We start from the raw sequence: 26,372 nt of genomic DNA, 5'->3' as shown, positions 1-26,372 counted from the left end.
ATTCCCATCCAGGGGGAAACACCACTCAGCCGCCGACCGGGAACGTCGGTACTCACTCACACACGTCAGAACGCACTCGTGCTCAGCCAAACCCCCGCAGCACTCGCGCAGTTCCACCATGGCCTGGCGCAGATCGGCGAAATCCATGACCGTTTCGGGCCGGGAACCGGCGCGCCGTAACTGATGCTGCTGCCGGGCCCGGTAGCGGGCCCGGCACCACAGGCGCTCGGCCTGCACCAGGTCGGCGCCGCAGGCCTCGGCGTAGGCCCGTGCCGCCTGCCAGGTCGGCAGGCGGGAGCCGTCGTCGGCCCGCGCATCCCCAGAACCGGTAACCGTGGCGTCGGCCCCGCCGCCGATCCAGTACGGACCCGTCTGGCGGCGGACCACACTGCGGTGGGCTCCTTCCAGTCATGCCGGCATACGGAGCGCGACTGAAGCCATCCACTGGCGGCGAACGGAGGCGGCCCAGGGCCAGCTGCCGGCCGACCGGCGGGCAAAGAGCCGGCAGGGGGCTGTGCCGGTGCCGGTGGGAATTTCGCGGCGCGGCGCCTTCCTGCTTCGCTTATGGGGCCATCGTCAGGGCTTCCATGTGTGCAGGATGGCGGCGATGCGTTCGGCGGTGCAGCGTGGGCTGTTCAGCTCGTGGGCAAGCGCTGTGAGCTGTTCCCGAGTGGGATCGACAGGGATGTTGCTGGCCTCGAGGTACATGACCGCGACCGCGCACGCGACGGTCAGGTGGGAGCGCTCCAGCCACCGGCAGCGGCCCAGAGTGTGCACCAGGGCGGCGGCGCGGGAGTAGGGGCCGTCGTAGACAGGCCGCTCGAGGAGCTCGCCGCGGTGCCGGGCGACCGCGGCGACGGGCACGCCGTAGTCGTCGACGCCGGGATCCCGATAGCCGGCGCGCTCGGCGACCTCAAGGATCCAGGACTCGTCGATGTGGAGAATCACGCGGCGGCGCCCGGCCGGGATCCGGTGTGTGGCGCGTCGAGCTGCTCCTCCAGATCGTCGAGGAAGTCGCCGTGTTCCTCGATGAGGCGCTGGGCAGCAGCCATGCCGGCCGCACGGGCACCGGTCGTGTCCTCGATGATGAGCCGCTCGACGTAGCGGTTGAAGTCGAGATGGCGGGTGGCCGCGGCCTGTTTCCCGGCAGCGAGCACTTCGGCGTCCAGCCGGACCTGGGTCTGCTTCTTCGGAGGGGCCATACCTGATGGTAGCAAGGTGGTAGCAACCCCGGTGAGGACTTCCTGGCCGGGGTCGGCGGAGAACGCGGGCCTGCGATGTCAGTGGCCGGTGAGACCCTCTTGCTGGCGGCCGATGTGCTGATGGGAGGTCAGGTGGCCACTGGACGTCCGCGGAAGGATCGGCGCGATCCGGTCGAGATCATGCGAGCGGCGGGACTCGAGCCGCTGGAGCCCTCCCCCGGCGCGGGTGCCCTGTGACGATGCCGGCACGAGGTGTGCGGGCGGGAGGTGAAGGCCCGGTACTCCAACGTCAAGCGCGAGGGCGGGATCTGCCGGTGGTGCGCACCGAACGCGCCGGTCGACCCCGCGCAGGGCGCCGAACTGATGCGGGCGGCCGGGCTGGAGCCGCTGGAACCCTGTCCCGGGCGTGCCGAGGCGTGCCTTTCCGACCGCGCTGCGAACGCGGGCCTACTCGGTGACCTTCAATCGATCATTCGGGAAAGTACGCCCTTTGCGTGCTCCCCGAGCCCCGATCCACAGGTCATGAGCATTGCTCAGCGGCGCTTGGCAGATGGTCATGCGCTCGGAGGCTTCCGGTGTGCGAGTCGCGCTGGCAGAGACGCCGCCCGCCGTCAGTGAGGCGGGTGAGACGGGAGGGCATCGGAGGTGACGCCCTCGGCCTTGGCGGCGTCGGCGAGGGCCGCGACAGCGGCTTCTTCCGCCTGGGCCTTGTCGTTGGCGGCCTGGGCAACCATGTCGTCCGAGGGCTTGTCGCGGGTGGCCGGCGACTGGGGCAGCACCTCGGTGAAGGCCCGGGACACGCCCTGGAGTGCGGAGGTGATCTCGCTGGGGATCACCCAGAAATTGTTGCCCGAGCCTTGCGCGAGTTGGGGCAGCGTCTGGAGGTACTGATAGGCGAGCAGCTTGGGGTCGGGGTCGTTTCGATGCACGGCCTGGAACACCTCGTCGATGGCCCGGGACTGGCCCTCGGCCTGGAGGATCGCGGCGGTACGGTTGCCCTCCGCGCGCAGGACAGCGGCCTGTTTGTCGCCTTCGGCGGTGAGGATCTGCGACTGGCGCTGCCCCTCTGCCCCCAGAATCGCGGCCCGCTTGTCCCGCTCGGCCCGCATCTGCTTCTGCATCGCGTCCTTGATGGACTGCGGAGGGTCGATGGCCTTGATCTCCACCCGGTTGACCCTGAGCCCCCACTTTCCGGTGGCCTCGTCCAACACGCCACGGAGCTGACTGTTGATGGTGTCCCGTGAGGTGAGCGTCTTTTCCAGGTCCATGGACCCCACGACGTTGCGCAAGGTGGTGACAGTGAGCTGCTCGACCGCCTGAAGGAAATTCGCGATCTCGTAGAAAGCCGCTCGGGGATCCGTGACCTGGAAATACAGCACGGTGTCGATCTCGACAACCAGATTGTCCTCGGTGATGACCGGCTGCGGTTTGAAGGAAACGACCTGCTCGCGCAGGTCGATCACCGGATGAACGCGGTCGATGTAAGGGATCACGAGGCTGAGGCCGGGATTCAGGGTCCGGTGGTAGCGGCCGAGCCGCTCGACATTACGAGCGCGCGCCTGGGGCACGATACGGACCGCCCGTACCACGGTGAAAACCGCGATCAGCGCGACGATCAGGCCGGCAATCAAGAACGCCGAGGTTTCCATGGTTTCAGTCCCGGGGGTAGACGATCGCGGTGGCGCCGCTGATCTCCATGATGTCGACGGTCTTTCCAGGAGGAATCACCAGCGTCTCGTCATAGGCGCGGGCCGTCCACTCCTCACCGTCGATGCGGACCCTGCCGCCCAGTCCCGTCACCTCCGAGACAACATACGCACCCCTGCCGACCAGTGCGTCTACGCCGAACCGCTCCGCTTGGGGCTGGAGGACGTGGCGCAGCGCAATGGGGCGCACGAAGAGCACGGTGACCGTAGCGACGACGGTGAACACCAAGAACTGCAACGGCAGTGGCAGCCCGACCGCGGCGGACCCCGCTGTGACCAACGCGGCCGCACTCAGCATTCCGAGCGCGGCAGTAAGGGTGAGGATCTCCGCCACAGCCAACACGGCTGCGATGATCAACCAGATCAGCCATGGATCCATTGCGTGCCTCTTCTGACCGGTGGGGGCGCGAAGGGCCTGATTCCTGCCATTGGACCCGATACAGGACGACCGCGATACCCCTGGGACAGGAAACCCTGCCGAACTATCGAAGGTGTACTGGTGCAATGTGCACCCTGGACAAGCACTTCATACCTTGAGGATAATTTTACCCATAAACGACGATCCATGAACGCCTCAGCGCGGGCAGCTGGGGTGCGAACGGCCATCGCTGCTGAGCGGTCTGTTCGAAGCCTCGCGTCCGCTCCAGCATTTCCATGCTCTCCTCGGACTACAGTTCCTCGCCCGAGTCCAGCTGATCGGTGGCATCGGGCAGGGCGCACGTCTCGTCGAGCGCGAAAGCCGACCGGCATGGGCGTGCTGTTCTTCAACCAGATCATCGGCTGACCGCTGAAAAGCGGCGCACGCACGCCATACCGTCGATCCCAAGGGTCCTGGCCGTGACGAGCAGGCGCGGAAGGCTTCGTCGGGCTCGACGACTGTGGTCCCGACGTCGGCCCGGCGGTGATCACCGGCTACAAGGCCGCTCGGAACCGGCCGCTGACGCGAGGGCAGAAGCTGTCCAACAAGGCACTTGCCCAGTACGGGCACCGGTCGAGCACGGCTTCGCCCACTTGAAGAACTGGCGCGTCCTCGGCAAGGTACGCACCGACCCGAGGTGGGCGATCGCCCTGGTGAGGGCTCTGCTGGTTCTGACGAACCGCGAAGTCTCCCGGTGACCGACGATTTCGCCGAAGTCATCCGCCCGCGGCCGGCACGAGCATCCCGGACATCACGCACACCAGCCCCGTGACCAGCAACCTCACGATGCACAGTGCTCATTGGGCAGCGCGGTGCGCGGTCAGGTCGTACAAGGCCATGGCCTCGGCAGGGAGAGCGGGTTGGCTCTGTCCGGCCTGCGACGGGTGTGAAGTGCCAGTGCCCGTCGCAGGCCGGAGAGCCCGGAGGCCGACGGGCGGGCCATGGCGTCGCGTGCGGGGAAGGTGACGGCATGGGCCAGACGACACCAGGCTCCGCCGTCGCCTGCGGGATGAGCGATGCCTGAGCTGACACGCCGGCGAAAGTCGACTGGCACGCTGACTGCCGATGGTTCGGTGCTGCTCTTCACCTGGCCGATGCGGGCTGACCTGCGGTGCCTGCTCGGCCTGTTCACGCGTCAGCGGGCCCGAGTGCAGGTCGGCAGAGCACCGCGGTCAGCGCTTCCCGCAGCAGCCGGGTCGCCTCGACGGTGTCTGCGGCTCCGCTCGGCCGACGCCAGGCCACGTACCCGTCGGGGCGGATCAGCAGCACGCCTTCCTCGTCGATCTCCGCTCGGCGGCTCCACTCACCGTACGCGTCGTGCGCGTCGCGGTCGATGACGACGCCGCGCAGGTCGAGGCCCAGTTCCTGGGCCAGGGTGTCGGCGGCGTCAGCCCATGGGGTGCCGGCCAGGCAGGTCAGGACGGAGAACCTGCCTTTGCCGACGAGGTCGAGCGTCGAGATCCGCCTGCCGTTCGGGTCGACGAGCCAGGCGTGCGGCAGCTTGGCGCCGGGGCAGGAGGTCGGGTGTCCGAAGAGTTCGTCGTCGCGGGACATCGTTTCCGTGGTGCCGTCGGGGATGACGGACGCCGACTGGTAGCGCTGGTTGTGCTCGACGCCGTGGGCGTTGAACTCGTAGTGCTTCAGCTCGATCGCCTCGCGGATGGCCCGCCGCTTCCTCGCTCCCTCGGCGTCCGGCTGCCGCGCAGCGTGCAGGGCCTTGGTGATGCCATCCTCGTCTCCGCCGACGACGCCGAGCGCCTCGAACAGGGGCAGGAACTGGTCCCGGGAGAGGTTCGCGCGTTCGACGATCTGCTTGGCGACCGGGGCTCGCTCGTCGGAGTACGTGTCCAGCAGCTCGGGCCCGGCGTGTCCCTTGAGGACGGCCGCCAACTTCCACGCCAGGTTGTAGGAGTCCTGGACGGAGGTGTTGGAGCCGAGGCCGTTGGACGGCGGGTGCCGGTGGACGGCGTCCCCGGCACAGAAGACGCGGCCGGCGTGCAGCCGGGTGGCGTAGGCGTGGTTGACCGTCCACAGGGAGGCGTTGTCGATCTGCACGTCGAGTTCGTCGTCGCCCACGAGGTCACGGACGATCGCTGCCGCCACTTCGTCGGTGACCTTCGGCGGAGGGTTGTCGATGTCGTAACCCCAGACGATGAGCCACTCGTTCCAGGGCCGGACCATCCGCAGCAGGCCCATCCCGATCCCGCCGACATCGGCGCCCGGGCGCATGATCCAGTACAGGACGCTGGGCCGGTGCTCGACGTACTGCGTGAGGTCGGCCCTGAAGACGATGTTCATGCTGCCGGCCTTGCCCATCTGCCCTTCCATCGGCAGACCGAGCTTGTCCGCGACGGTACTGCGGCCGCCGTCGGCGCCGATCATGTAACGGGCGCGGACGGTGTGTTCAGTGCCGCTGGGCCGGTCGCGCAGGCGTGCGGTCACTCCGTCCGCGTCCTGCTCGAAGTCGACGAGCTCGGTGTTGAGCCGGACCACGGCACCGCGCTTGGCGGCGTTGGCCAAAAGGATGGGCTCCAGATACGTCTGCGGGAAGTCGATCATTGCGCAGGGGCTCTGGGAGGCGTACTCGGTCAGGCTCTCGTCGCCGGTGCCCCAGGTGCGGATGCGGCCGATCTCGTCGCCCAGGAGGGAGGTGGCGAAGACAGTGTCGCCCATCAGGCGGCTCGGTGTGCCCTTCTCCAGAGCCTCCTGCTCGATCCCGAGATCGCGGAAGACCTCCATGGCACGCTGGTTGGTGATGTGGGCGCGCGGCGTGTCGGCGAGCCATCCGTATTTGGTGACCAGGTGGGTGCGCACCCCGTAGGTCGCCAGCAGCAGGGCCGCGGTGCCGCCGGCGGGTCCGCTGCCGATGACCAGGACGTCGGTGTCGTACTTCTCAGGCGTGGTCATGCTGTCTGTCTCCGGGAAGCTGGGTGAAACACGTCAGGGGGTTGCGTGCTGTACGGCGCCCGAGGCGTGCTCAGTCGCCGAGGCGTGCGATGCGGAAGGTGAACTCGAGCAGGCGCCACTCACCGTCGATGGGCCGACCGTCGGGCGTCGGGCCGGTTCGCCGGATGAAGTCGGTGATCAGGTCGTCCTTGACGCCGAAGACCGCATCCCGCTGCCCGGGGGCTCCGTCGAGGTAGGCCCCACCACGGACGAACAGCTGGGTGATCAGCGGCTGGTGTCCGGGGGCGTCGATCAGGAAGTGCACGTGCGGGGCGCGGTAGGGATGGCGGCCCACGGCGGAGAGCATCCTGCCGACCGGCCCGTCGTCCGGGATCGGGTACTCCGAGGGGAGGATCGACCAGAACGTGAACCGCCCGTCGGCATCCGTGGTGAACCGGGCGCGCAGCACAGGCCCGTCAAGATCAGGGAGCTGGACGTCGTAGAAGCCGTCCTCGTTGGACTGCCACACGTCCACCACGGCACCGGTGACCGGCTCCCCTTCCTGGTCGGTCACCTGGACGTCCGCCCACATCGGCGTGCCCGTGAGCCCTCCGGCGATGTCGCTGCCGTGTTCGGCGGCGGGCGGCCCGGCCACGTAGAAGGGGCCGAGGATCGCGGAGGAAGTGGTGTCCGGGTTACGGGAGTTGGCGAGGGCATCGACCACGCTGGACACGCCGAGGGTGTCGGAGAGCAGGATGAACTCCTGTCTCGTGTCGGTGGTGATGTGGCCGGCCTCGGTGAGGAAGTCGATGGCCCGCTGCCACTCCTGCGGGGTGAGGTCGTTGCGGATCGTGTAGGCGTGCAGGGTGCGGGCGAGATCGGTGAGCAGCTGCTTCAGGCGCGGGTTCGCGCAGCCGCCGAAGCTCGCCACGACTTCGTCGGTCAGCGGGCGCAGGTCGGGTGCGGAGTCGGCCGCTGCCTGCGGGCGGTGGCCGTGCCAGGCGTTCCCCAGCAGGTCCGCGAGGCCGCTGCGGGTCAGCTCGCGCGGGTTCGGATACGGCTGTGCGGTGGCCAGTTCCGCCGCGCGGTCCAGGTCGGCCTCCGCCATGCCGAGATCGCGTAGCGACGTCGGGCCGCCGACCCGGCGGATCAGGTCGAAGACGCCGGTGGGTGCGTCGGGCACGCCCAGGGCGCGCGCGATGCGGTCCATCGCCTCCGGTGCGGCGGGCGCGTTGTACGCCATGGCGTGCGGAAGGACCACGGTGTGGGTGTCGGCGTGCGGCAGGCCGAAGGTGCCGCCCAGCGTGTGGCAGAGCTTGTGATGCAGTCCCATGCCGACGGCACCGAGGCAGGTGCCCGCCAGCCACGCCGCCTGGAGCAGTGCCGCCCGTGCTTCCAGGTCGGAGGGATCGTCGTGGAGGGCGGGGAGGGCACGGGCTATGGCGGCGACCGCCTCCAGGGCCATGGCGTCGGTGACCGGACCGGCGTCCGGCGAGTAGACGGCTTCCACGGCGTGGGCCAGTGCGTTGACGCCGCTGGTCACCGACATCCGGACCGGTAGCCCGAGGGTGAGCTCGACGTCGTACAGGACCGTTTCCGGCAGGATCGCCGCGGAGGACCGAGTGACCTTCCGGCCGTCCACCGTCTCGCCGAGCACGGGGGTGGCCTCGGAGCCGGCGTAGGTGGTTGGCACGATGATCTGGGGCAGATCCGTGCGGACCGCCAGCGCCTTCGCGAGGCCGGTCGTCGAGCCTCCGCCGATGGCCACCAGGCAGTCCACGTCCCGCTCGCGCAGCAGGCCCAAGGCCCGCTCGGTCACCTCGACAGGCGTGTGCATGGCCGCGCCGTCGAACTCGGCCACAGCCAGGTCGCCCAGAGCTTCGCGGAGCCGTTCGGTGTCCTTGCGCAGAGCCGGTGACCCGTCGGACAGGAGCAGTACCCGGGACCCGCCGAGACGCTCGACCTCCTCGCGGACCTGCGGAAGCGTCCCCGCGCCGAAGACCACCCGGCTCGGGCCGGTGGTGTGCACAAAACTCCTCATGAAGCTGCTCTCCGTGCTGCGGGGTCAGGGGGTCTCCCGCAGTATTCGAGCCCGAGTGCCGGCCGTTCCTGCATAATCTCCGCATCGCCTTGCACAAAAACGGCGTCGGCCACGGCTCGGTCCGTGCTTGCCCGCCCGCGCCGGAGGGCAGCAAGACGGTGCCCCGAAGGAGGGCCTCATGAGCGAGATGGGCCTCGGTGACACCCACGGCATCCTGACGCGGCCCGGGGTGCGTCCCGTCCGCACCAGCACTGGTCTCGGCTGGAAGCAGTTGTATCTGTCGACGCAACGGGAACTGCCGTATCGGGACGCTTTTCAGGGAGCCGGCAGCCACATGGTGATCCTGCATCTGGACGGCCCCGTCACGGTCCGGAGGGGACGCCGGGGGTTGACGGCCGCACGGCAGGTTCCGCCCGGTGGTCTGTTCCTGCATCCGGCCGACACGGAGCTGGACGTGGAACTCGGCGGTTATCTGAACACGGTGCACGTCTACCTGTCGGACGCAGCCCTCCAAGCGACGGCAGAGACGGCGGAGGACGGCCGACCGGTGCGGCTGAAGGAGGAGTTCGGCACCACGGACCCGCTTCTGGAGCAGCTCGTTCTGGCGCTCGATGGTGTGGTACGGCACTGGGAGCCCAGCGGGAGCACCTATGCGGAACAGCTCGCGCTCATGACCGCTGCCCAGCTGGCCCGCCGCCACAGCATGCGGCAGCGCGTCGCCGAGCCGGCGCGGTGGCAAGTGGGGCTGACCGGCCGGCAGTTCACGGCCGTTCGAGAACTCATGGACGCCCGGCTTTCCGAGCCGCTGTCGCTGGAGGACCTCGCCTCGGCCGCGGGGCTCGGTGTCAGCCAGTTCGCCCGGCGTTTCAGGGCTCGCACGGGGTGCCCTCCGCACCGGTACCTTGTGCGGCTGCGTGTGGAGCGGGCCGCCCGCCTCCTGCGTGCCGGATCCATGCCTATCGCCCAGGTGGCGGCCGCCTGCGGCTTCTCCCACCAGGAACACCTGACCCGAGTGATCCGCTCCCACCTCGGTACGACGCCGGCCGCACTGCGCCGCGAGGGCTGACTCACTCCGGTGAGCCGCGCGGGCTATAGTTCCCCGGCACCGAACGAAGGGAGCGACTTCAACTGCCTCGGTACGGGGATGTTGTTGCCGGCGCTCCTCACCAATGCCATGTCCCGGCTGGAGTACGAGGACCGTGGCCGTGGCACGGGGCTGTGGCTGTCGGCCTACTTCGGTGGCTGTTTCGTGTGCCCACTGGTGCTGCTCGCCGTGGAGTCGGCCCTCGGCACTCTGGCCGGCGCCGTGGGAACGCTGGGGCTGGCAACCGCGGCGGTCGCGCTCGGACTGCTGGTGGCCCGGCGGCGGGCCTGGAACCCGGCCCAGACGGCATCCGCCTGAACTCCGCTCCAACCCTCGCGGACACCGTCGGCACCGAGCGGATCTTCCCCACCCTGCCTACGGCCGTAGCCGCGTACAAGAAGTGGCGCCGCGACCACTAGGCCACCCAGCGCCCCATACTCCGCCAGGGGGGAGGCGGCCGCCGTCGAGCCGCCCGGGACATACAGCGGACGTTCCCGCGGTTCGGCGTCCCGCTACGCTCGCAGCCGGAGCGTGAACCAGGTGGTCTTCCCTCGCTCGTCGGGGCGGACCCCCCAGCCGTCGGCGAGGGCGTCGACGAGGATGAGGCCCCGTCCGGACTCGTCGTCCTCAGCGGCCGGCCGCGGCAGGGGCAGGTGAGGGCTGAGGTCGCTGATCTCGACGGTGAGGTGGGTGGCTGTTTGGCGCACGTGGAGCACGAGTGGGCCTTCAGCGTGCTGAACGGCGTTGGTGAGGACCTCGGAGACCAGGAGTCTGGTGTCGTCGATTTTGTGGGCGCAGTTCCAGTCGGTGATGGTGTCGACGACAAAGGAGCGGCCTGCGGACACCGCGGAGGCCGTGGCCAACAGTTCCACCCGGGCGGTGTTGAGCGGGGCGGCTGGGAGCCGGGCCAGGAGCAGGGTGACGTCGTCGTCGTGGCCCTCCGCGTCGGGCAGCAGAGTGGCGAGTACGTGATCGGCGGCGTCTTCGAGGTCGCGAGTGCGCCTGAAGGCATCATCGAGGGCAGTGTTGAGCTTGTCGATCTGGTTCTCGATGTCGCTGCCGGGGGTTTCGACCAGGCCGTCGGTGTACAGCACGAGGGTGGCGCCGGGCGGGATCGCGGCGATGGACTGCTGGTAGAGAATGTCGCCGACGCCGAGGGGTGCGTTGACGGGCGCGGGAAGTCTGTGGGCCCCGTCGCCGGGGCTGGCGACGAGGATCGGCAGGTGGCCGGCGGAGCAGAGGGTCACGGATCCGGCGTCCGGTGCGATAACGAGGTAACAGCAGGTCACAAGCTGGTCGGGAACGTCGAGGTCAGCCACGACCGCGTCCAGGGCCTGCATGAGCTGGCGGGGCTGCATGCCAGTCTTGGCCAGGGCATGCGCAGCGGAGCGCAACTGGCCCATGACGGAGGCCGCTTCAAGGCCGCGGCCCATGACGTCGCCGATGAGGACGCCGACCCGGTCGGCGCCGAGCGGAATGAGGTCGAACCAGTCGCCACCCACGCCGGCGCCCTGCGTGGCGGGCCGGTAGCGGCTGGCGGCGGCCAGGCCAGGGATGGCGGGCGGGGTACCCATGAGGCTGCGTTGCAGGGTAAGGGCGATGTGCTTCTGCTGTTGGTACAGGGCGGTGAGCTCGGCCTCGGCACGTTTGCGGTCGCTGATGTCGCGCACGATGGCGCAGGCGCCGATGACCGTGCCGTCGGAGCCACGCGTGGGCCACAGGGTGACGTCGACGTCGAGCATGGTGCCGGTGCTGGTGAGACAGAGCGTTTCGAAGTGCTCGATCTTCTCACCCTGCCACAGCCGTTCGAGCAGCAGGATGATCTCGTCCTTGCGCTCCGGCGGCGCCATCATGGACACGTGCTGCCCGATGGCCTCCTCGGATGTGTAGCCGTACAGCCGCTGGGCCGCTGCGTTCCAGTAGGTGATGCGGCCATCGAGGGTCTTGGCGAGGATCGCGTCCTGGGAGGACTCGACGAGGGCGGCGAGTTCGTTGATACGAGCCTCGGCGGCCTTGCGCTCGCTGACGTCGCGTACGGCTGCGGAGACGAGCAGGCCGTCGGCGGTCTCCAAAGGGCTGAGGCTGATCTCGACGGGGAACTCGGTGCCGTCCTTGCGCAGCCCGTGCAACTGCAGTCCTGCGCCCATCGGCCGCACCTGCCGGGTGGTGGCATAGCCGTCACGGTGCCAGGTGTGGTGAGCGTGGAAGCGGTGCGGGATGAGCACCTCGACGGGACGGTCGAACAGTTCGTCCCGCCGGTAGCCGAAGAGGGCCTCGGTCTGGGCGTTGACCAGTTTGATGGCTCCGGCATCGTCGACGATCACCATCGCGTCCGGAGCCGCCTCCAGCAGCCCCCGGAACCGCTCCTCGGCGGCCTTGCGCTCGCTGACGTCCCGTACGGCGGCGGAGACGAGCAGGCCGTCGGCGGTCTCCAAAGGGCTGAGGCTGATCTCGACGGGGAACTCGGTGCCGTCCTTGCGCAGCCCGTGCAACTCCAGCCCTGCACCCATCGGCCGCACCTGCCGGGTGGCGGTGTACCCGTCGCGGTGGGCGGCGTGTTGGGGGCGGAAGCGGTCGGGGATCAGCATCTCCACCGGGCGGCCGAAAAGTTCCTGCCGCCGGTAGCCGAACAGGGTCTCGGTCTGCGCGTTGACGAGTCTGATGGTCCCGGTGCCATCCACGATCACCATGGCGTCGGGAGCCGCCTCCAGCAGCCCCCGGAACCGGCCCTCAACCGGCTCGGGCCCGCTCACACCACTCTGGGCGTCGGGTTGACAGTGCGGCCGCACGCCAGTTCCTGCCCCGTCGGCTGACGGTGACGTCGTCGTATCGCCCATATCGGCCCCAACTGGCTGAGTGTTTATGGTGAATCGGGTAATCCCAGCGCATCCCGGCCACATCCACCCTCGTCTGCCACCTACTGGCCGGGCGTCGGCCACACCTGCCCGCATGCGACCGAGTGCCGTCCCTACCTGGAGAGAAAGGGCGAGGCAACCGCGAGTCCAGTGAGCAAAACTGGCGGCGCGTACACGAACCAGCGAAGTCGGCGGGGCCCACCTGGACTGAGGACGACCCGTCCACCGCCCGGACGGGGTACGCCTCCTCGCGGGCCTCCGGGGCATCAATGCCTGGGCCGGATTGCAGGGATCGCTTTGCGCGATGCATGCGCCGGGGAGCAAGGCGTGCGTCTCTGGAAATAAGGCCGACCTGGTCAGCGGTCGAGCTGTAGCTGCGCCGCTTCGAGGGCCGGGCGGCAACTGATGGACGGACCTGCCGATGCCGCAGCGGCGCGGCTCGCCTCAAATCCACTTCCGGGTGCGATGAGTTCCGGCAGTTGGCTCGGTATGTACTCGTGGGCCCGTCGAAAGGCCCCGCGAACGCAGACCGACGAGGAGCAGACCATGACCACCGACCAGGCCATGACCATCAACGAGTCCCGAGAGGCCGACGAGGCCGCCATCCACACCGTGCTGGCGGGCGTCTACCAGGCGTGGGACGCCGGCGACGCCGACGCCTTCGTCGCGGCGTACACCGAGGACGCCAGCGCGATCCTGCCCGGCAGCTACCGCGGCAGCCGGGAGGAGATCCGCCAGACCATGGCCGACGGCTTCGCCAGCTACCTGAAGGGCTCGACGACCACCAACCGGATCGACCAGCTCCGCTTCCTCGGCCCGGACGCCGCCGTCGTGGTCAGCGAGACCGGCATCCTCTTCCCCGGCGAGAGCGAGGTGCCCACCAACCGCATCGCCAACGCGACCTGGGTGCTCGAACGGCGCGCCCGCGGTTGGCTGGTCGCCGCGTACCACAACAGCCCGGCCAACGCGGGCTGATCAGCGTCTTCGGGTTGGCGCCCCTCAGTTCTGAAGCTGGGGCGCCAACCCGAACGCAGCAAACACCTCGGCGTCCTGGAACACCGAGTTACGACTGATCCCCTTCACAGTGACTGTGAACACCTGCAGCGTGTGCACCTCGTACGCTCCACTCGCCCCGCGCACGTAGGCAGCAACCGCCGGCTGCCCGTTCGCCGACACGGGCAGCAACCGCCAGTCGGTGCCGCCCTTGGCGAAGACCCACTCCATGAACTGGCCGTAGGCCTCCCGGCCGACGAACCAGTTGACCATGGGCGGCATCTCCATCAGCACGTCGTCGGTCAGCAGTTGCTTGATCGCGGCCACATCGGCCTTCAGGAACGCCTCCACGTACCGGTCGACCATCGCACGCCGCTCCGCCTCGGGGGGCTCCTCGATCCGCGCCTCGGACACCCCGGCCTCGCTGAGCCGGGCGCGGGCCCGCTGCAGCGCGCTGTTCACGGCTGCCGTCGTGGTGTCGAGGATCTGCGCGGTCTCGGCGGCCGAGAAGTCGAGCACCTCACGCAGGATCAGCGCCGCACGCTGGCGGGCCGAGAGCACCTGCATCGCGGCGACGAAGGCGAGCCGCAGGCTGCCCCGGGCGACCAGCGTCGCCGCGGGATCGGCATGCGAGATCCGCGCGTCCGGGAACGGTTGCAGCCAGGTGATGTCCACGCCGAACACCAGCGGCCGGGCTGGATCGCTCGGTTCGACCAGGCCGGATGGCAGCGGTCGGCGGCTGCGGCCGTCCAGCGCGGTCAGGCAGGCGTTCGTCGCGATCCGGTACAGCCAGGTCCGGACCGAGGCCTTGCCCTCGTCGTACTGCTCCCGCGCGCGCCAGGCCCGCAGATAGGTCTCCTGGACCAGGTCCTCGGCATCGTGCACGGAGCCGAGCATCCGGTAGCAGTGAGCGAGGAGTTCCGACCGGTAGGGGTCGATCCGCCGGCCGAACTCCTGCGTCGTCGCACCTGCCAACCTGGCACCCCTCTCGGTGGACCTGACTGAGCCGACCTTGGCTCCCTACTCCGCCGGTCGTCCGTTCCCCTCGTGAACGAGGGGGAGGAAGTCAAACATGCGCCGGACGGCATCCGCAGCAGGTCGGCCCAAGACTCCGCGGACTCGCGGTAGCCGTCGGCCATAGTGATCAGCCACGATCGACATCTACGGGCATCTGCTGCCCAGTGCTTGGGCGACGCCCGATCCGCCCCACCCCCCACCCCAGCGGTCCGGGCCCTGCATGCACCTGCCGCACACCTGAGGCGCCCCGACCACTGCATGATGCGCGCCACCCTCCGGCAGCCACTGATCTCTTCCTCCGGCGGGGCCAGAGCGATGAGATGGTCGATGCGCAGGCCGTTGGCGTCGTCGGCGCCGGCGCGACCGGTTCACCCGGGCGATGGGCAGCGGTGAGGCCGGTGCGCGCAGCACGATGGCTTTGGCGAGGGCGCCCTTGGTGGCGAATTCGCGCTCGTCGGGCGGCGATCATGTCAGGCCGAAGTCGATGGAGACCTGGAGCAGCACGCCGGCCCCCACGGTGACCAAGAGACGAACTGCGGGCCGGTCAGGCCCCCGGGGACGCATCCTCCAGCGGGAAGTGACATAGGGCCGTGTGGGGTTCGGCACCGTCCGCCCTCTCCCGCACGACGACCGGAGGTGCTTGGGTCGCGCACCGGTCCTCGGCACGCCAGCACCGGGTGCGGAAACGGCACCCGGAGGGGATGTCGAAGGGAGAGGGAATCTCTCCTTCGAGCTGGATCTCCTGACGGTGGGTGTCGTGGCCGGTGTCAAGGACGGGGGCGGCCGACATCAGCGCGGCCGTATAGGGGTGTCGGGGCTGTTCGAAGACGTCCTCCGTGTCCCCGTGTTCGATGACCTTGCCCAGATACATCACGGTGACTTGGTCGGAGATGTAGCGGACCACGGACAGGTCGTGGGAGATGAACAGGTAGGTGACGCCGAGGCGTGTGCGCAGGTCGGAGAGTACGTTCAGGACCTGCGCCTGGACCGACAGGTCGAGGGCGGAGACGGGTTCGTCGCAGACGATGAGATCGGGGTCCAGGGCGAGCGCACGGGCGATGCCGATGCGCTGGCGCTGGCCGCCGGAGAACTCGTTGGGGTAGCGGTGGGCGTCGCTCTCCCGCAGTCCGACCAGGGCGAGCAGTTCGCGGATCCGCTTCTCGCGGGCCTTCGCGCCCGGTACGACGTCTCGGTGGGTGCGCCAGGGTTCGCCGATCAGATCGGCGGCGGACATGCGCGCGTTGAGCGAGGCGAAGGGATCCTGGAAGACCATCTGCACCCGTCGGCGCCAGGCCAGCAGCTCCTTGCCGCGCAGAGCGAAGGGGTCGGTTCCGTCGAACCGCACGGTGCCGGAGTCCGGACGCTCCAGCCCGAGCAGCACCCGGGCCAGGGTGGACTTGCCGCAGCCCGATTCGCCGACGAGCCCGAGGGTCTGGCCCCGGCCGATCCGTAGGTCCACCCCGTCCAGGGCGGTCATCCGGCGACGGCCGCTGCCGAAGGTCTTCGTGACCCCTCGTACCTCGAGCAGCGGCGGGCTCTCCTGGGTACCGTCCGCTCGTGGCCCGGGGGCAGCGGTGGTGGCGCGGGACTCAGACACGGTCGAGCTCCTCGGAGAAGTGACAGGCGGCGAAGCGACCGTCGCCCGACGGACGCAGGGAGGGCCGCTCCTGGACACAGCGCTCGCGCACCAGCGGGCAACGGGCCTGGAAGACGCAGCCGGGCGGCACCGCGCTCAGCTCGGGCGGGCTGCCGGGAACGGCGGGCAACGGGCGTCCGCGCTCGCTGCCCTCGGGCACCGAGTCGAGCAGTCCCCGGGTGTAGGGGTGGCGGGGTGCGGAGAAGACGTCGTGCACCGGTCCGTTCTCCACGACCGTGCCGGCGTACATCACGACCACGTCGTCGGCGCGCTGTGCGACCACGGCCAGATCGTGGGTGATCAGGACGAGTGCCATGTCCCGCTCGTCCTGGAGGTCCCGCAGCAGCCGCATGATCTGCGCCTGCACGGTCACGTCTAGGGCGGTGGTGGGTTCGTCGGCGATGAGCACGTCGGGGGCGAGGGCGACGGCCATCGCGATGAGCAGCCGCTGCCGCATGCCGCCGGAGAACTGGTGGGGATAGGAGCGGGCTCGTTGCCTCGGCTCGGGGATGCCCACCCGCGTCATCAGCTCGATCGCCTTCTCCTGGGCCTGGCGCCGGGAGAGTCCCTGGTGGATGCGGAAGGGTTCGCCGATCTGCCTGCCCACCGGCTGCACGGGGTTGAGGGCGGTGAGGGCGTCCTGGAAGACGATGGACAGGACCGGGCCGGCCAGCTTGCGGCGTTCCGCGGGGCTCATGCGGAGGGTGTCGTCGCCCCTGACCCGGACGGCGCCGCCGGTGACCGCCGCCGCGGGGTCCAGCAGACCGACCACGGACAGTGCGGTCATCGACTTGCCGCAGCCGGACTCGCCCAGCAGGGCCAGGGTGCGGCCGCGGCGGACGCTGAAGCTGACGCCGTCGACGGCGCGTACCGTCCCGGAGGGCGTGCTCAGGTCCACGCACAGTCCCTCGACATCCAGGGCGGGGGTGTCCGTGGTGGTCGCGGCGGAAACGGTGTTGCTCGTCACGGGATCATCTCCGGAGGAACGGCGGCCGAGACGGCCCGGCGCTTCTTGGGCAGCCTCAGGCGCCAGCGCTGGGCGGGGTCGGTGGCGATGCGGGCCCAGGCGGCGAGCACCGTCGCGGACACGGTGGTGAGCACGATGGCGAGTCCCGGCAGCACGGTGATCCACCACGCGGTCTGGAGGTACTGCCTTCCCTGGGCGACCATCAGGCCCCAACTGACGTCCGGGGGCTGGATTCCGATGCCCAGGAAGCTCAGTGACGACTCGGTGAGCATCACGAAGCAGAAGTCGAGGGTGGCGACGGTGAGGAGGGTCGGCAGAGCGATCGGCAGGAGGTGCCGGTAGATGATCACCTGGCTGGGTGTGCCGAAGGTCCGGGCCGCGTCGACGAACAGCCGGCTGCGCAGTTCCGCCGCCTCGGCCCGCGCGGTGCGCAGGTACACCGGTATACGGGTCACGGCCAGGATCAGTACGAGGTTGAGCGCGCTGGGCGAGAAGACGTACAGGACGACCACCGCGATCAGCAGCGAGGGGAAGCTGAGGATCACGTCGGCGAGCCGCATCGCCACGCTCTCGCGGCGTCCTCCGTGGTATCCGGCCCACAGTCCGAGGGCCGAGCCGATCGCCAGCGAGCACAGCACCGCCGGGACGGCCACGGACAGCGTCGTCGCCGCCGCCTCGATCAGCCGGGCCACCATGCTGCGTCCCAGGACGTCGGTGCCGAGCAGCCCGTACACCCCGTCGCTCAGGGACGGTGGACGCAGGGAGGCGTCCAGGTCCTGGCGTTGCGCGCGGTCGCCGATGAACAGCCGGCCGAAGACGGCCACGAGGACGACCACGGTGAGGATGACGGCCCCGACGGCCGCGGCCCGGTCCCGGCCCAGCATCAGCCACAGACTCGGCCGCCGGTCGCGGGCGGGCAAGGCTCCCTCCGAGACGTCGGTCTCTTCTCGGGTCATGCTGCCTGCTTCGCTCACGCCGGCACCGCCTGTCGCACTCGGGGGTCGGTCAGCGCATGGCAGACGTCGACGAGGATGTTCAGCGCGAAGATCGTCACGGCGGTCAGCAGCACGGCTGCCTGCAGGACCGCGAAGTCGCGCTGGAGGATGGAGTCGATCATGAGTTTGCCGATGCCGGGCCAGCCGAAGATCGTCTCGACGATCACCGCGCCGTTGACCAGGCCCACCGTCAGGTCGCCCGCGACAGTCAGGACCGGTGTCGCGGCGTTGCGCAGGGCGTGCCCGAAGACCACGCGCCGGGGCGTGGCGCCCTTGCTCCGGGCGATCTTGACGTAGGGCGCGGACAACGCGCTGACCATGCTGCCGCGCACCACCTGGACCAGTACGCCGAAGGGGCGGATCAGCAGCGTGGCGATGGGCAGGACCCATATCTCGGGGCCGCCGAGCGTGCCCGAGGTCGGCAACCACCCCAGGCTCACGCCGAAGACCAGTACGCCCATGATGGCGAACCAGAAGTCGGGGATGCTGGCGGCCGTCATCGACAGCAGGCTGGCGATCCTGTCGATCACGGAGTTGGGCCGGTAGGCGGCGAGGCTGCCGACCAGCACGGCTCCGGTGATCGCCAGCAGCATGGTCACACCGGCGAGCTGAAGGGTGACGGGGAACGCGTCGATCACCATCGAGCCCGCCGACTGCCCGGTGCGCAGCGAGGTGCCGAAGTCCAACTGTGCGGCATCGACGAGGTAGTTCCACAACTGCGCCGGGATCGACAGGTCGAAGCCCTGGGCGGCGGAGAACTCCGCTCGCTGCTCGGGAGTGGCGCTCAGGGGGAGATAGAGGTCGACGGGGTTGCCGGTCATCCGGGCCAGGAAGAACACGCCCAGGACGACGCAGACCAGGGGGACGGCACTGGAGAGTACGCGCTTGCGCAGGAAAGGGATCACGTCAGTGCTTCGCCCCCTTGGCCGAGTGGACCTCGGCCAGCCGCATTTCGTCTCCGGTGGCGGAATTCGGTTCGTACCGGATCGACCGTGACAGGCCGAGCAGTCCGTTCATGTGGGCGATATGGGCGTACTGGACGACGGACTCGTTCTGCTCGGTGAGCAGGCCGGCGAAGGCTTCCTGACGTTTCTCGCCGGACAGCGCGCCCGCCGCGGCGATACGCCGGTCGAGAGCCTTGGTGCCGAACGTGGACTGAGGACCGTCGCTCAGCAGGTACTGGCTGGTGGTGAAGGCCGCGTCACCGGCCTGGTTGCCGTGCATGATCAGCAGGGCGATGGGACCGACATTCTGGGGCAGCGGGCGGAGCTGGTACTGGAGCTGGGTGGCGGTGTCGGCCATCCGGACCCGTACGTTCAGTCCGATCTCCTGCATCTGGTACTGGAGGGCCTCCGCCGTCTCCGACACCCCGGAGAACATGCCGTTGCGGGCCACCAGGGTGATCTGCCGGTCGGTCGGCACTCCGTCCGCGGTCGCCTCCCGCACCAGGGCGCGGGCCTCGGCGACGTTCTGCCGGGGCGGTTCGATCTCGTCGCTGTGCCCCACCACTCCGGGCGGCACCAGCTGGCCGGCCGGCTCGGCGAGACCGCCGAGGAGGGCGTCGATGATGCCTTCACGGTCCACCGCCAGGTCGATCGCCCGGCGCACCCGGATGTCGTCGAGCGGTGCCTCGCGGCCGTCCAGCCGCAGGGCGGTCGTCTCGTTGTTGGGGTAGGCGACCGTCGTGTCCTTCTCCGCCTCCATCGGATCCAGCGCGACGGCGATCTCCGCCTCGCCCTTGTCGATCATGGCGGCGCGGACACTGGCGTCGCTGCGCCACACATAGCGGGCCCGTGCGAAGTCGGGGGCCTTGCCCCAGTAGTCGTCGAAGCGGTCGAGGGAGATCGCCGCTCCCGGCTGCCAGGAACGGACGGCGAAGGGGCCGGTGCCGATCGGGACACGGACCTTGGCCTTGGTGTCGGTCGTGCGGGGCACGATCTCCACGAAGCTCAGGCGCAGCGGCAGGATGGGATCCGGTTTCGCGGTGGTCACGGTCAGGCGGTCGTCGTTCACCGCCTTCACCTCGAGGTCCTCGTCGCCGAAGACGTAGCCCTCCACGTTGCAGGCAAGGTCGGAGTTGACGGCCCGGCCGATGGAGAAGGCGGCGTCCTGGGCGGCGAAGGGGGCGCCGTCCTGAAAGGTCACCCCGGAGCGGATGTCGAAAGTCCAGGTGCGGGGCGCGATCTGCTTCCAGCCGGTCGCCAGCAGGGGGTTCAGTTCACCGGACGTGGGATCTCGCTCGACCAGGGGTTCGGTGATGTTGGACCGGACGACGACGCCCGTGCCGGTCAGTGACGCCTCACAGGGCTCCAGGGTCGGCGGTTCCTGGGTGAGCACCACCCGTAAGGTGCGGCCGTCGGCGCGGCCGGTGTCGCCACCCGCGCTGTTGGCCACGGCGCACCCGCTGGACGTGAGCAGGACGCCCGCCAGCAGCATCGCGCTCGTCGTGCGGGGCCGCGGCGCCGCGGCGCGCTGGGGGGATGAAACGGAGGACTTCATCGTCGCGTATCTCCGGGGAAGTGCTGATGTGTCACGTTCCGAACTCGGGGCCTGGGACCAGCCACCACCAGCTGTCCACACTTGCGCACTCGGTCTGCATCTGTGAACGCCGAAGCTAAACCGGTGGCGTGGCAGCGTCAAGACACCCGAAGGATGGGACATTCGGACGTGACCCTTCCGGTGCGTCCTGGCCCGAACGGCGCCGATGCACCGGCCCACCACGGGCCTCCGCGAGATCCGGCCCTGAAGTCAGACCGGGTGGCCCTGCTCCCGCACATCGCCAGCGCCAGGCGTCAGACGCGTGCGGCGATGGGCGACCCGGCGCTGCGCAACGTGCGAAGTTTCATGACCGAGGGTGTCCTGCTCACCCCGTACCGGTCCGCCGCCTTCTGAACCGGGGCATGCGCGTCGGCGGCGGCGCCCGGCCGACGCCGCCGCTCCCTCGTCGTCGAGCGGGTCTGCCCATTGACACCACCGCTCACCCGTGCGTACAACTGATGTCTATATATGCGAACGCTGATTATGTATGAGGACGGTGGCATGGCGGGCATCTCCGAGCGCATCGTCGACGTAGCCGTGACACCCGTGGACGTTCCGCGACCTGCCCCTGCTCAACTCGGTCGGCGTGCACGAGCCCTGAGCGCTGCGCACCATCGTGGACTGCGCGACCGCGACGACACGGGATACATGCGCCGCTTCGACCCGTCCTTCTCGCTCAAGACCCCCCGGTGGTGACCTCCTCGTGCGCATCATGCTCAATCACCGCATCCTGAGCCGGTTCCACGAGCCGCTCAAGGCGCGTACGGAAGGCAGCCACGACTGGCTCGACGCCTGCGGCTGGGACGCGGCGCGCATCTCCGAGGCTCTCCCGGACATCGAGGTCTACGTCGGCTCGACACTGCGGGCCGAGGACGCCCGACGGGCCGCGCGGCTACGGCTCGTCCACGTCGTCGGCGCCGGCTACGACGGCATCCCGCTGGCCGCGCTCGGCCCCGGAGTCACGGTGACCACCACCCACCACCACGGCCGCTCCATCGCCGAGTACGTGCTCATGTCCGTCCTCATGCTCTCCCGCGACGTGCTGGGCGCCGACCGCGCCCTGCGCGAGGGGCGATGGCGCAACGTGGCCCTGGATCCCGGCCTCCCCTTCGGGACGACGCTGCAAGACCGACGTGTGGGGATCATCGGGTTCGGCGAGACCGGCACCGAGGTCGCCCGGCTGTGTCAGGCGGTCGGTCTGCGGGTGCGCGCCGTGCGGCGCGACCCCTCCGCCCCGTTCCCGGCCGACCTGCGGCCCGACTGGGTCGGCGGGATGGACCGGCTGCTCGAACTCCTCACCGAGTCCGACGTCGTGGTGGTCACGGTCCCACTGAGCCCCGCCACCCGCGGACTGATCGGTCCGCCCGAACTGGCGGCCCTGGGGCCCGAGTCACTGCTGGTCAACGTGGCGCGGGGGCCGGTGGTGCAGGAGGAGGCACTGTACGAGGCACTGCGCTCCGGCACCATCGGCGGCGCCGCGCTGGACGTGTGGTGGTGCGGCCCGCCCCAGGCACCGAGCGGGCTGCCCTTCCACGAGCTGCCCAACGTACTCATGACTCCGCACCACTCGGGTCACACCACCGACACCTTCGCCGCGCGTGCGGCGGAGATCTCCGACAACATCGGACGCCTGCGACGCGGAGATCCGCTCGTCAACGTAGTGCACGCCGGTGATCACCAAGCCGTGGACGACGGCCGTTCCACAGCCACCCCCGCCATCTCTGAGACCCGTTAGGAATCCACTCGTGCTCGAAGGCGTTCTCTTCTTCCCCGTCACCCCCTTCACCACCACCGGTGACGTCGACCTCGATGCCCTGCACCAGCACGTCACGGCGGGGGTCGACGCCGGACCGGGCGCCGTGTTCATCGCCTGCGGCACCGGCGAGTTCCACGCCCTGGACCGCGAGGAGTACGCCGCGGTCGTGCGTACCGCCGTCGACGCGGCGGCGGGACGGGTCCCGGTGTACGCCGGAGCCGGGGGCGCGCTGGGCCTGGCCCGGCAGTTCGCCCGTGCCGCAGCCCAGGCCGGCGCGGACGGCCTCCTGCTCATGCCGCCCTACCTCGTCGAGTCACCCGCCGCGGGGCTCGTCGCCTACGCCCGTGCGGTCGGCCAGGAGACGGACCTGCCAATGATCGTCTACAGCCGGGCGAACGCCCGCTTCGACGAGGCTTCGGCGTCGGAGGTGGCCCAGCTGCCGACCGTGACGGGTCTGAAGGACGGCACCGGCGACCTCGACCTCGTCGCGCGGATCGTCCCCGCCGTACGTGACACGCTGAGCGCGTCCGGCAAGAGCTTCCAGTTCTTCAACGGCATGCCCACGGCCGAGGCGAGCCAACTGGCCTACCGGGCACTGGGCGTCGAGCTGTACTCCTCGGCCGCCTTCGCCTTCGCGCCGGACATCTCCCTCGCCTTCCACCGCGCGATCGAGGAGGCCGACCAAGCACGGATCGACGCGCTGCAGCGGACCTTCTTCCACCCCCTGGTCCGACTGCGCCGGCGGGTGCCGGGATACGCCGTGTCGCTGGTGAAGGCGGGCGTGACCCTCTCCGGTGTCAAGGCCGGGCCGGTCCGTCCGCCGCTGACGCCCCTCACCGAAGCGGAGGTAGAGGAACTCGCGGCCATCATTGCCGAGGGACGTGCAGTACTCGACTGACCGGCCGCTACCAGCGGCCGCGCCCGGTGTCGTGGTGGATGCGGTAGGCCACCGCCCGGTTGGCGGTGACCCGGTCACGCCACTCCGCGCCCCGGTGCTGGAACCGTACGACCGCGTCGAGGAGGTAGCGGCCGTGCGGGGCGTTGGCCAGGTGGGCCAGCGGGGCCGGGAGCTTGACCGAGAGCCGGCCGGTGTCGGTGACGCGGATCGTCTCGTTGCCGAACCGCTTACCCGACTCCCCGTCGGCGGCCAGGAACATCCGCTCCGCCCGCCACCGCTGCCGCCACGCCGCTGTATCCAGTCCGGCCGCCTCAAGGTGGTGGCGGGTGTTCGCGAGGCGCCTGCCGCCGCGCACCACCCGCACCCGGCCCGCCACCCGGTCCGCCTCCACCACCACCAGCCGGTCCTTCAAGGTCTGCAGGCGGCGGGACTTGGCATGCCACTCACCCCGCGAGGCATACCCGCGAACCAGCCCCTTGCGCCTGTCGGCCTTGGCACCCAGCGGCCGGGCCAGCCGCGCCTCGATGGAGGCGATCTGCCCGCGCAGCCAGGTGAGGTGGGCGGCCTGGCCGCGGCGGGCCAGCGCCCACTGGTCGTGGGTGGCCTTGGTGATACTGCCCGCCCAGCGCGCCGACGACCTCCCCGTCAGCGCGCGCTTGCGCACCGCCCACGAGGCCGCATCATGCGCCAGCCCCTGCCGGGAACGTACGGCGAGATCACCCGCGGCCAGCGAACCCAGGAACACCCCGACCTCGGCCAGTACGGCCGCGTCCGCCTCCGACACCCGCAGCCGGTCCCGCACCGCCACCCCGGCCGGACCGGGCACCACGAACGACGCCGCCAACTCCCGCAGCCCGCCCACCCGTTCACCCCCGTCCGGCCGAAGATCCCCGTCACGGCAGTCAACGAGCAGCATCCACAAAGGTCACCCATTCGACCCGAGAACTCCCGTTCCCCTGCCGAGTGCGAAGGACCACAGCACAGCCCAGGCCGCAGTCGCCCTGACGTAAAGCGGAACAACCGCATCCAGCCCCGGCACTCACTCACGCTCACCAGAAGGCGCGCATGCTCAGTAAACCGGCAGCAGTTCCCGACCCACCGCCACTCAATGCGTGGTCTTGCCCAGATGGGTCTCGAACCAACGGGCTGCGGCGTCGGTGACAAGATCCCGGGAAAGGTGAGGCCAGTACACCCCGTAGTGTCCCCCGGAGATCATCAGGAGCTCCTTGGGCTCAAGCGCCGCATCGTAGGCTTCCAGAGCGAGCGAAGGTGGAGTGGTCCGGTCGTCGCCGGCGACGATCATCATCAGAGGCGTCGGGCTGATGCGGCGCATAAACGGACGCACGTCGTATGCCAGCGCCCGTCCAGTCGATCGGATGGTCACGCTGTTGATCCATCCTTCGGCGGGGCCTTGGGGGCCACCCACAAGGTACTCGTAGTCCGCCTGGTCCTCGAAGAGGACGACTTGGTCCGCCGGATCGGTCGGCATCCGCACCAGCTGGATACGGCCAGGCTCTTCACCCTTGAGCCTTCCTTGCCTGTCCGCGTTCATGTTGTCGTTGATCGCGGTCAGCGCGCCTTCGCCGTTTCCCAGTACGAATTGATCGTAACCAGAGATGAAGGGCACCTGGCTGACGACAGCTTTCACCCGGCGGTCAATGGCGGCCACGACGAGCACCATTGCCCCGCTGTAGCTTGATCCCCACAGGCCGATGCGGTCGCTGTCGAGCGCTGGATGCTGCTCCACGAAGGACAGGGCCATCTGCATGTCCCGGTCCTGTGCGACAGGATCGACATCCTGGCGCGGCTCCCCGTCGCTGCTGCCGCAGGTCCGCTGGTCGTACAGCAGGACTCCGAACCCCCGAGCGACGAAGGCGTCAGCGACATTTTCGAGGCGGGTGATCGACGAAGAGAATCCAGGGGTCATCACGATGGTGGGATGCGGACCCTCGGAGGCCGGAGTCATCACCCAGCCACGCAAAATGACCCCGTTGTCGGCGCGAAACTCGATGTCTTCCTTCACCGACGTGGCCGCAGCCACATCCTGGTTCTTCAGACTCATTTGTTCATACCTCCGGTATTACAGTCATACTTCAATCGACTCGGCAGCGTCGAGTGCGCTGTCGACGTGTTGGTGGGCGAGAACGACGCCTCGCCGGGGAGGGGACCCGGACGTTCCTGCCTCGAAACTTCGCGGCCTCGACGACTAGTTGTGATGCCGAGGCACGTTGTGTGACCGGCTACGCATGTCGTGGATAGCTGGGTGGAGGCCTCCGGGTGTGGGTGTGTCTGCGCACTTCGTCGCACCGATGCGTTGGGGGGAGTCCGGTTCGGATAGGGGCGTCATGCGGACAGGTCAAGGAGAACTTTGCCGATGATTCCGGACTCCACTGCCCTGTGGGCATCCGCGATTCGCTCCAGCTGATAGTGGTGAATGGCCAACCCTCTGTCTTCACCCACGCCGATCACTCCGGCTGCCAGGGCCCTGTCGATGGATGCGACGGCGTTGTCGAGAACGGCGTCGGTCATCTTGTACAGCAGCACGAATTGCCAGGTGACGCTCTGGGTCATCTGGGATCGGACCGGCATGGTGACGTCGTCGCCGCCGTTGTTGGCGTAGACGACAACCAGCCCGTGCGGCGCGAGGACCGCGAGGTCCAGGCCGACGTTGGTGGACGGCGAGACCTCAACGACGATGTCCACCCCGTCTGGCACGAGTCGCCGTATCTCGGCGGTGGCGTCCTGCGTGCGGTAGTTCACCACCATGCGGGCACCGGCGGCCTTCGCAAGGCGGGCCTTGGGTTCGCTGCTGACGGTCGTGATCACGCTCGCACCGGCCCACGTTGCCAGCTGGATCGCAGCGTTGCCGACGGCACCAGCTCCCCCCGCTACCAGCACGGTGACCCCTGCGAGCACCCCCGGTCCGAGCTGAGTCGGGCCTCCGGCACGGAGTGTCAGCGCATGATGAGCGGTGATGAAGGGGACCCCGAGGCTGGCGCCCAACTCCAGAGAGGCCGTGTCGGGCAGTGGGCGGACCAGTCGGGCCGGAACCGTGGCGTACTCCTGCGCGGTCCCCTCCAAGCGCTTGAAGGCGACGAGCCACAACCACACCCTGTCCCCCGGCACGAGGTCATCGACCCCCGGGCCGACGGCGTCCACGATCCCGGAGCCGTCGAGGTGCGGAACCTGAACCTGCCCGTCGGGGATCGGCATGTGGATGCCGCCGATGCGGGTCTTCCAGTCGGTCGGGTTGACGCCTGAGTAGCGGATCCTCACCCGAACCTCACCTGCGCCCGGATCGCGTATGGGGAGGTCGACAATGCGGAGTACGTCGCGACCTCCTGTGGTTGCGTAACCTGCGGCTCTGATCTTCATCACTC

21 protein-coding genes and 5 pseudogenes are annotated in these 26,372 nt (G+C 69.3%); 8 read left to right on the top strand and 18 right to left on the bottom strand.

Features of this window, described 5'->3' with window-relative positions:
* The 5 genes and pseudogenes from ACFYO2_RS40510 to ACFYO2_RS40490 form a co-directional block, all read right to left on the bottom strand.
* Positions 1–387: pseudogene (locus ACFYO2_RS40510) on the bottom strand (hypothetical protein); the annotation flags it as partial.
* 189 nt (positions 388–576) lie between these two features.
* The gene (locus tag ACFYO2_RS40505; protein WP_388359940.1) at positions 577–948 is read right to left on the bottom strand and encodes a fic family toxin-antitoxin system, toxin component; all 372 of its coding nucleotides are present in this window, start codon (positions 946–948) and stop codon (positions 577–579) included.
* Positions 945–1,202, bottom strand: a complete 258-nt coding sequence (locus ACFYO2_RS40500) for a hypothetical protein (RefSeq protein ID WP_388359937.1) — start codon at positions 1,200–1,202, stop codon at positions 945–947. Before ACFYO2_RS40500 ends, ACFYO2_RS40505 begins: the two co-directional genes overlap by 4 nt.
* Positions 1,203–1,813: 611 nt before the next feature.
* Complete coding sequence (locus ACFYO2_RS40495) at positions 1,814–2,851, bottom strand: SPFH domain-containing protein (protein ID WP_388359934.1); 1,038 nt, start codon at positions 2,849–2,851, stop codon at positions 1,814–1,816.
* 4 nt (positions 2,852–2,855) lie between these two features.
* Complete coding sequence (locus tag ACFYO2_RS40490; protein ID WP_388359931.1) at positions 2,856–3,287, bottom strand: NfeD family protein; 432 nt, start codon at positions 3,285–3,287, stop codon at positions 2,856–2,858.
* A 477-nt stretch (positions 3,288–3,764) separates the two neighbouring features.
* Here ACFYO2_RS40490 and ACFYO2_RS40485 point away from each other — a divergent pair.
* Positions 3,765–4,024, top strand: a pseudogene (locus ACFYO2_RS40485) (transposase family protein); the annotation flags it as partial.
* Between the two features lie 122 nt (positions 4,025–4,146).
* On the opposite strand, the gene ACFYO2_RS40480 reads toward ACFYO2_RS40485, so the two are convergent.
* The 3 genes from ACFYO2_RS40480 to ACFYO2_RS40470 form a co-directional block, all read right to left on the bottom strand.
* Entirely contained in the window at positions 4,147–4,413 is a 267-nt protein-coding gene (locus ACFYO2_RS40480; RefSeq protein ID WP_388359928.1) for a DUF6083 domain-containing protein, read from the bottom strand.
* 41 nt (positions 4,414–4,454) lie between these two features.
* Positions 4,455–6,233 carry an FAD-dependent oxidoreductase gene (locus ACFYO2_RS40475; protein WP_388359925.1) on the bottom strand — a complete coding sequence of 593 codons (1,779 nt, stop codon included), beginning with the start codon at positions 6,231–6,233 and terminating at the stop codon, positions 4,455–4,457.
* A gap of 70 nt (positions 6,234–6,303) precedes the next feature.
* Positions 6,304–8,253, bottom strand: coding sequence for a maleylacetate reductase and hydroxyquinol 1,2-dioxygenase domain-containing protein (locus tag ACFYO2_RS40470; RefSeq protein ID WP_388359922.1), 1,950 nt, complete (start codon positions 8,251–8,253; stop codon positions 6,304–6,306).
* Between the two features lie 178 nt (positions 8,254–8,431).
* Here ACFYO2_RS40470 and ACFYO2_RS40465 point away from each other — a divergent pair, with 178 nt between their 5' ends.
* Together ACFYO2_RS40465 and ACFYO2_RS40460 are read left to right on the top strand one after the other, a co-directional pair.
* Positions 8,432–9,319 carry a helix-turn-helix domain-containing protein gene (locus ACFYO2_RS40465; RefSeq protein ID WP_388359919.1) on the top strand — a complete coding sequence of 296 codons (888 nt, stop codon included), beginning with the start codon at positions 8,432–8,434 and terminating at the stop codon, positions 9,317–9,319.
* Between the two features lie 48 nt (positions 9,320–9,367).
* Positions 9,368–9,655: pseudogene (locus tag ACFYO2_RS40460) on the top strand (MFS transporter); the annotation flags it as partial.
* Between the two features lie 194 nt (positions 9,656–9,849).
* Here the strand turns inward: ACFYO2_RS40460 and ACFYO2_RS40455 are convergent.
* Positions 9,850–12,090 (bottom strand): PAS domain S-box protein, encoded by a 2,241-nt coding sequence (locus ACFYO2_RS40455; RefSeq protein ID WP_388359917.1) that lies wholly within the window; start codon positions 12,088–12,090, stop codon positions 9,850–9,852.
* A gap of 648 nt (positions 12,091–12,738) precedes the next feature.
* On the opposite strand from ACFYO2_RS40455, the gene ACFYO2_RS40450 reads away from it, so the two are divergent.
* On the top strand, positions 12,739–13,167 hold the full coding sequence (locus tag ACFYO2_RS40450; RefSeq protein WP_388359914.1) for an SgcJ/EcaC family oxidoreductase: 429 nt from the start codon (positions 12,739–12,741) through the stop codon (positions 13,165–13,167).
* 24 nt (positions 13,168–13,191) lie between these two features.
* On the opposite strand, the pseudogene ACFYO2_RS40445 reads toward ACFYO2_RS40450, so the two are convergent.
* The 6 genes and pseudogenes from ACFYO2_RS40445 to ACFYO2_RS40420 form a co-directional block, all read right to left on the bottom strand.
* Positions 13,192–14,166 (bottom strand): annotated as a pseudogene (locus ACFYO2_RS40445) (sigma-70 family RNA polymerase sigma factor); the annotation flags it as partial.
* Positions 14,167–14,746: 580 nt separating this feature from the next.
* Positions 14,747–15,799, bottom strand: coding sequence for an ABC transporter ATP-binding protein (locus ACFYO2_RS40440; RefSeq protein WP_388359911.1), 1,053 nt, complete (start codon positions 15,797–15,799; stop codon positions 14,747–14,749).
* Positions 15,792–16,805, bottom strand: coding sequence for an ABC transporter ATP-binding protein (locus tag ACFYO2_RS40435; RefSeq protein WP_388359908.1), 1,014 nt, complete (start codon positions 16,803–16,805; stop codon positions 15,792–15,794). Before ACFYO2_RS40435 ends, ACFYO2_RS40440 begins: the two co-directional genes overlap by 8 nt.
* On the bottom strand, positions 16,802–17,761 hold the full coding sequence (locus tag ACFYO2_RS40430; protein WP_388359905.1) for an ABC transporter permease: 960 nt from the start codon (positions 17,759–17,761) through the stop codon (positions 16,802–16,804). The genes ACFYO2_RS40435 and ACFYO2_RS40430 overlap by 4 nt, the downstream gene beginning before the upstream one ends.
* Before the next feature lie 14 nt (positions 17,762–17,775).
* A complete protein-coding gene (locus tag ACFYO2_RS40425; RefSeq protein WP_388359902.1) occupies positions 17,776–18,705 on the bottom strand; it encodes an ABC transporter permease in 930 nt (309 codons plus the stop codon).
* 1 nt (position 18,706) lies between these two features.
* Positions 18,707–20,299 carry an ABC transporter substrate-binding protein gene (locus ACFYO2_RS40420; protein WP_388359899.1) on the bottom strand — a complete coding sequence of 531 codons (1,593 nt, stop codon included), beginning with the start codon at positions 20,297–20,299 and terminating at the stop codon, positions 18,707–18,709.
* A 258-nt stretch (positions 20,300–20,557) separates the two neighbouring features.
* Here ACFYO2_RS40420 and ACFYO2_RS40415 point away from each other — a divergent pair, with 258 nt between their 5' ends.
* From ACFYO2_RS40415 to ACFYO2_RS40400, 4 genes are all read left to right on the top strand, one after another.
* The gene (locus ACFYO2_RS40415) at positions 20,558–20,692 is read left to right on the top strand and encodes a hypothetical protein (RefSeq protein ID WP_388359897.1); all 135 of its coding nucleotides are present in this window, start codon (positions 20,558–20,560) and stop codon (positions 20,690–20,692) included.
* Between the two features lie 147 nt (positions 20,693–20,839).
* Positions 20,840–21,034 (top strand): hypothetical protein, encoded by a 195-nt coding sequence (locus ACFYO2_RS40410; RefSeq protein WP_388359894.1) that lies wholly within the window; start codon positions 20,840–20,842, stop codon positions 21,032–21,034.
* Between the two features lie 16 nt (positions 21,035–21,050).
* A complete protein-coding gene (locus ACFYO2_RS40405; protein WP_388359950.1) occupies positions 21,051–22,073 on the top strand; it encodes a 2-hydroxyacid dehydrogenase in 1,023 nt (340 codons plus the stop codon).
* A gap of 10 nt (positions 22,074–22,083) precedes the next feature.
* Positions 22,084–22,992 (top strand): 5-dehydro-4-deoxyglucarate dehydratase, encoded by a 909-nt coding sequence (locus tag ACFYO2_RS40400; protein ID WP_388359892.1) that lies wholly within the window; start codon positions 22,084–22,086, stop codon positions 22,990–22,992.
* A gap of 10 nt (positions 22,993–23,002) precedes the next feature.
* Here the strand turns inward: ACFYO2_RS40400 and ACFYO2_RS40395 are convergent.
* The 3 genes and pseudogenes from ACFYO2_RS40395 to ACFYO2_RS40385 all read right to left on the bottom strand — a co-directional run.
* Positions 23,003–23,854: pseudogene (locus ACFYO2_RS40395) on the bottom strand (IS200/IS605 family accessory protein TnpB-related protein); the annotation flags it as partial.
* A gap of 243 nt (positions 23,855–24,097) precedes the next feature.
* A complete protein-coding gene (locus tag ACFYO2_RS40390; protein WP_388359889.1) occupies positions 24,098–25,054 on the bottom strand; it encodes an alpha/beta hydrolase in 957 nt (318 codons plus the stop codon).
* Between the two features lie 281 nt (positions 25,055–25,335).
* Positions 25,336–26,367: an NADPH:quinone reductase gene (locus ACFYO2_RS40385; protein WP_388359886.1), complete on the bottom strand. Its 1,032-nt coding sequence runs from the start codon at positions 26,365–26,367 to the stop codon at positions 25,336–25,338.
* Positions 26,368–26,372: the final 5 nt, after the last annotated feature.

The organism is Streptomyces sp. NPDC006602 (assembly GCF_042870385.1).
GTDB lineage: Bacteria > Actinomycetota > Actinomycetes > Streptomycetales > Streptomycetaceae > Streptomyces.
The sequence above is the reverse complement of the archived record's forward strand: the minus strand, read 5'-3'. Positions and strand labels throughout refer to the sequence as shown.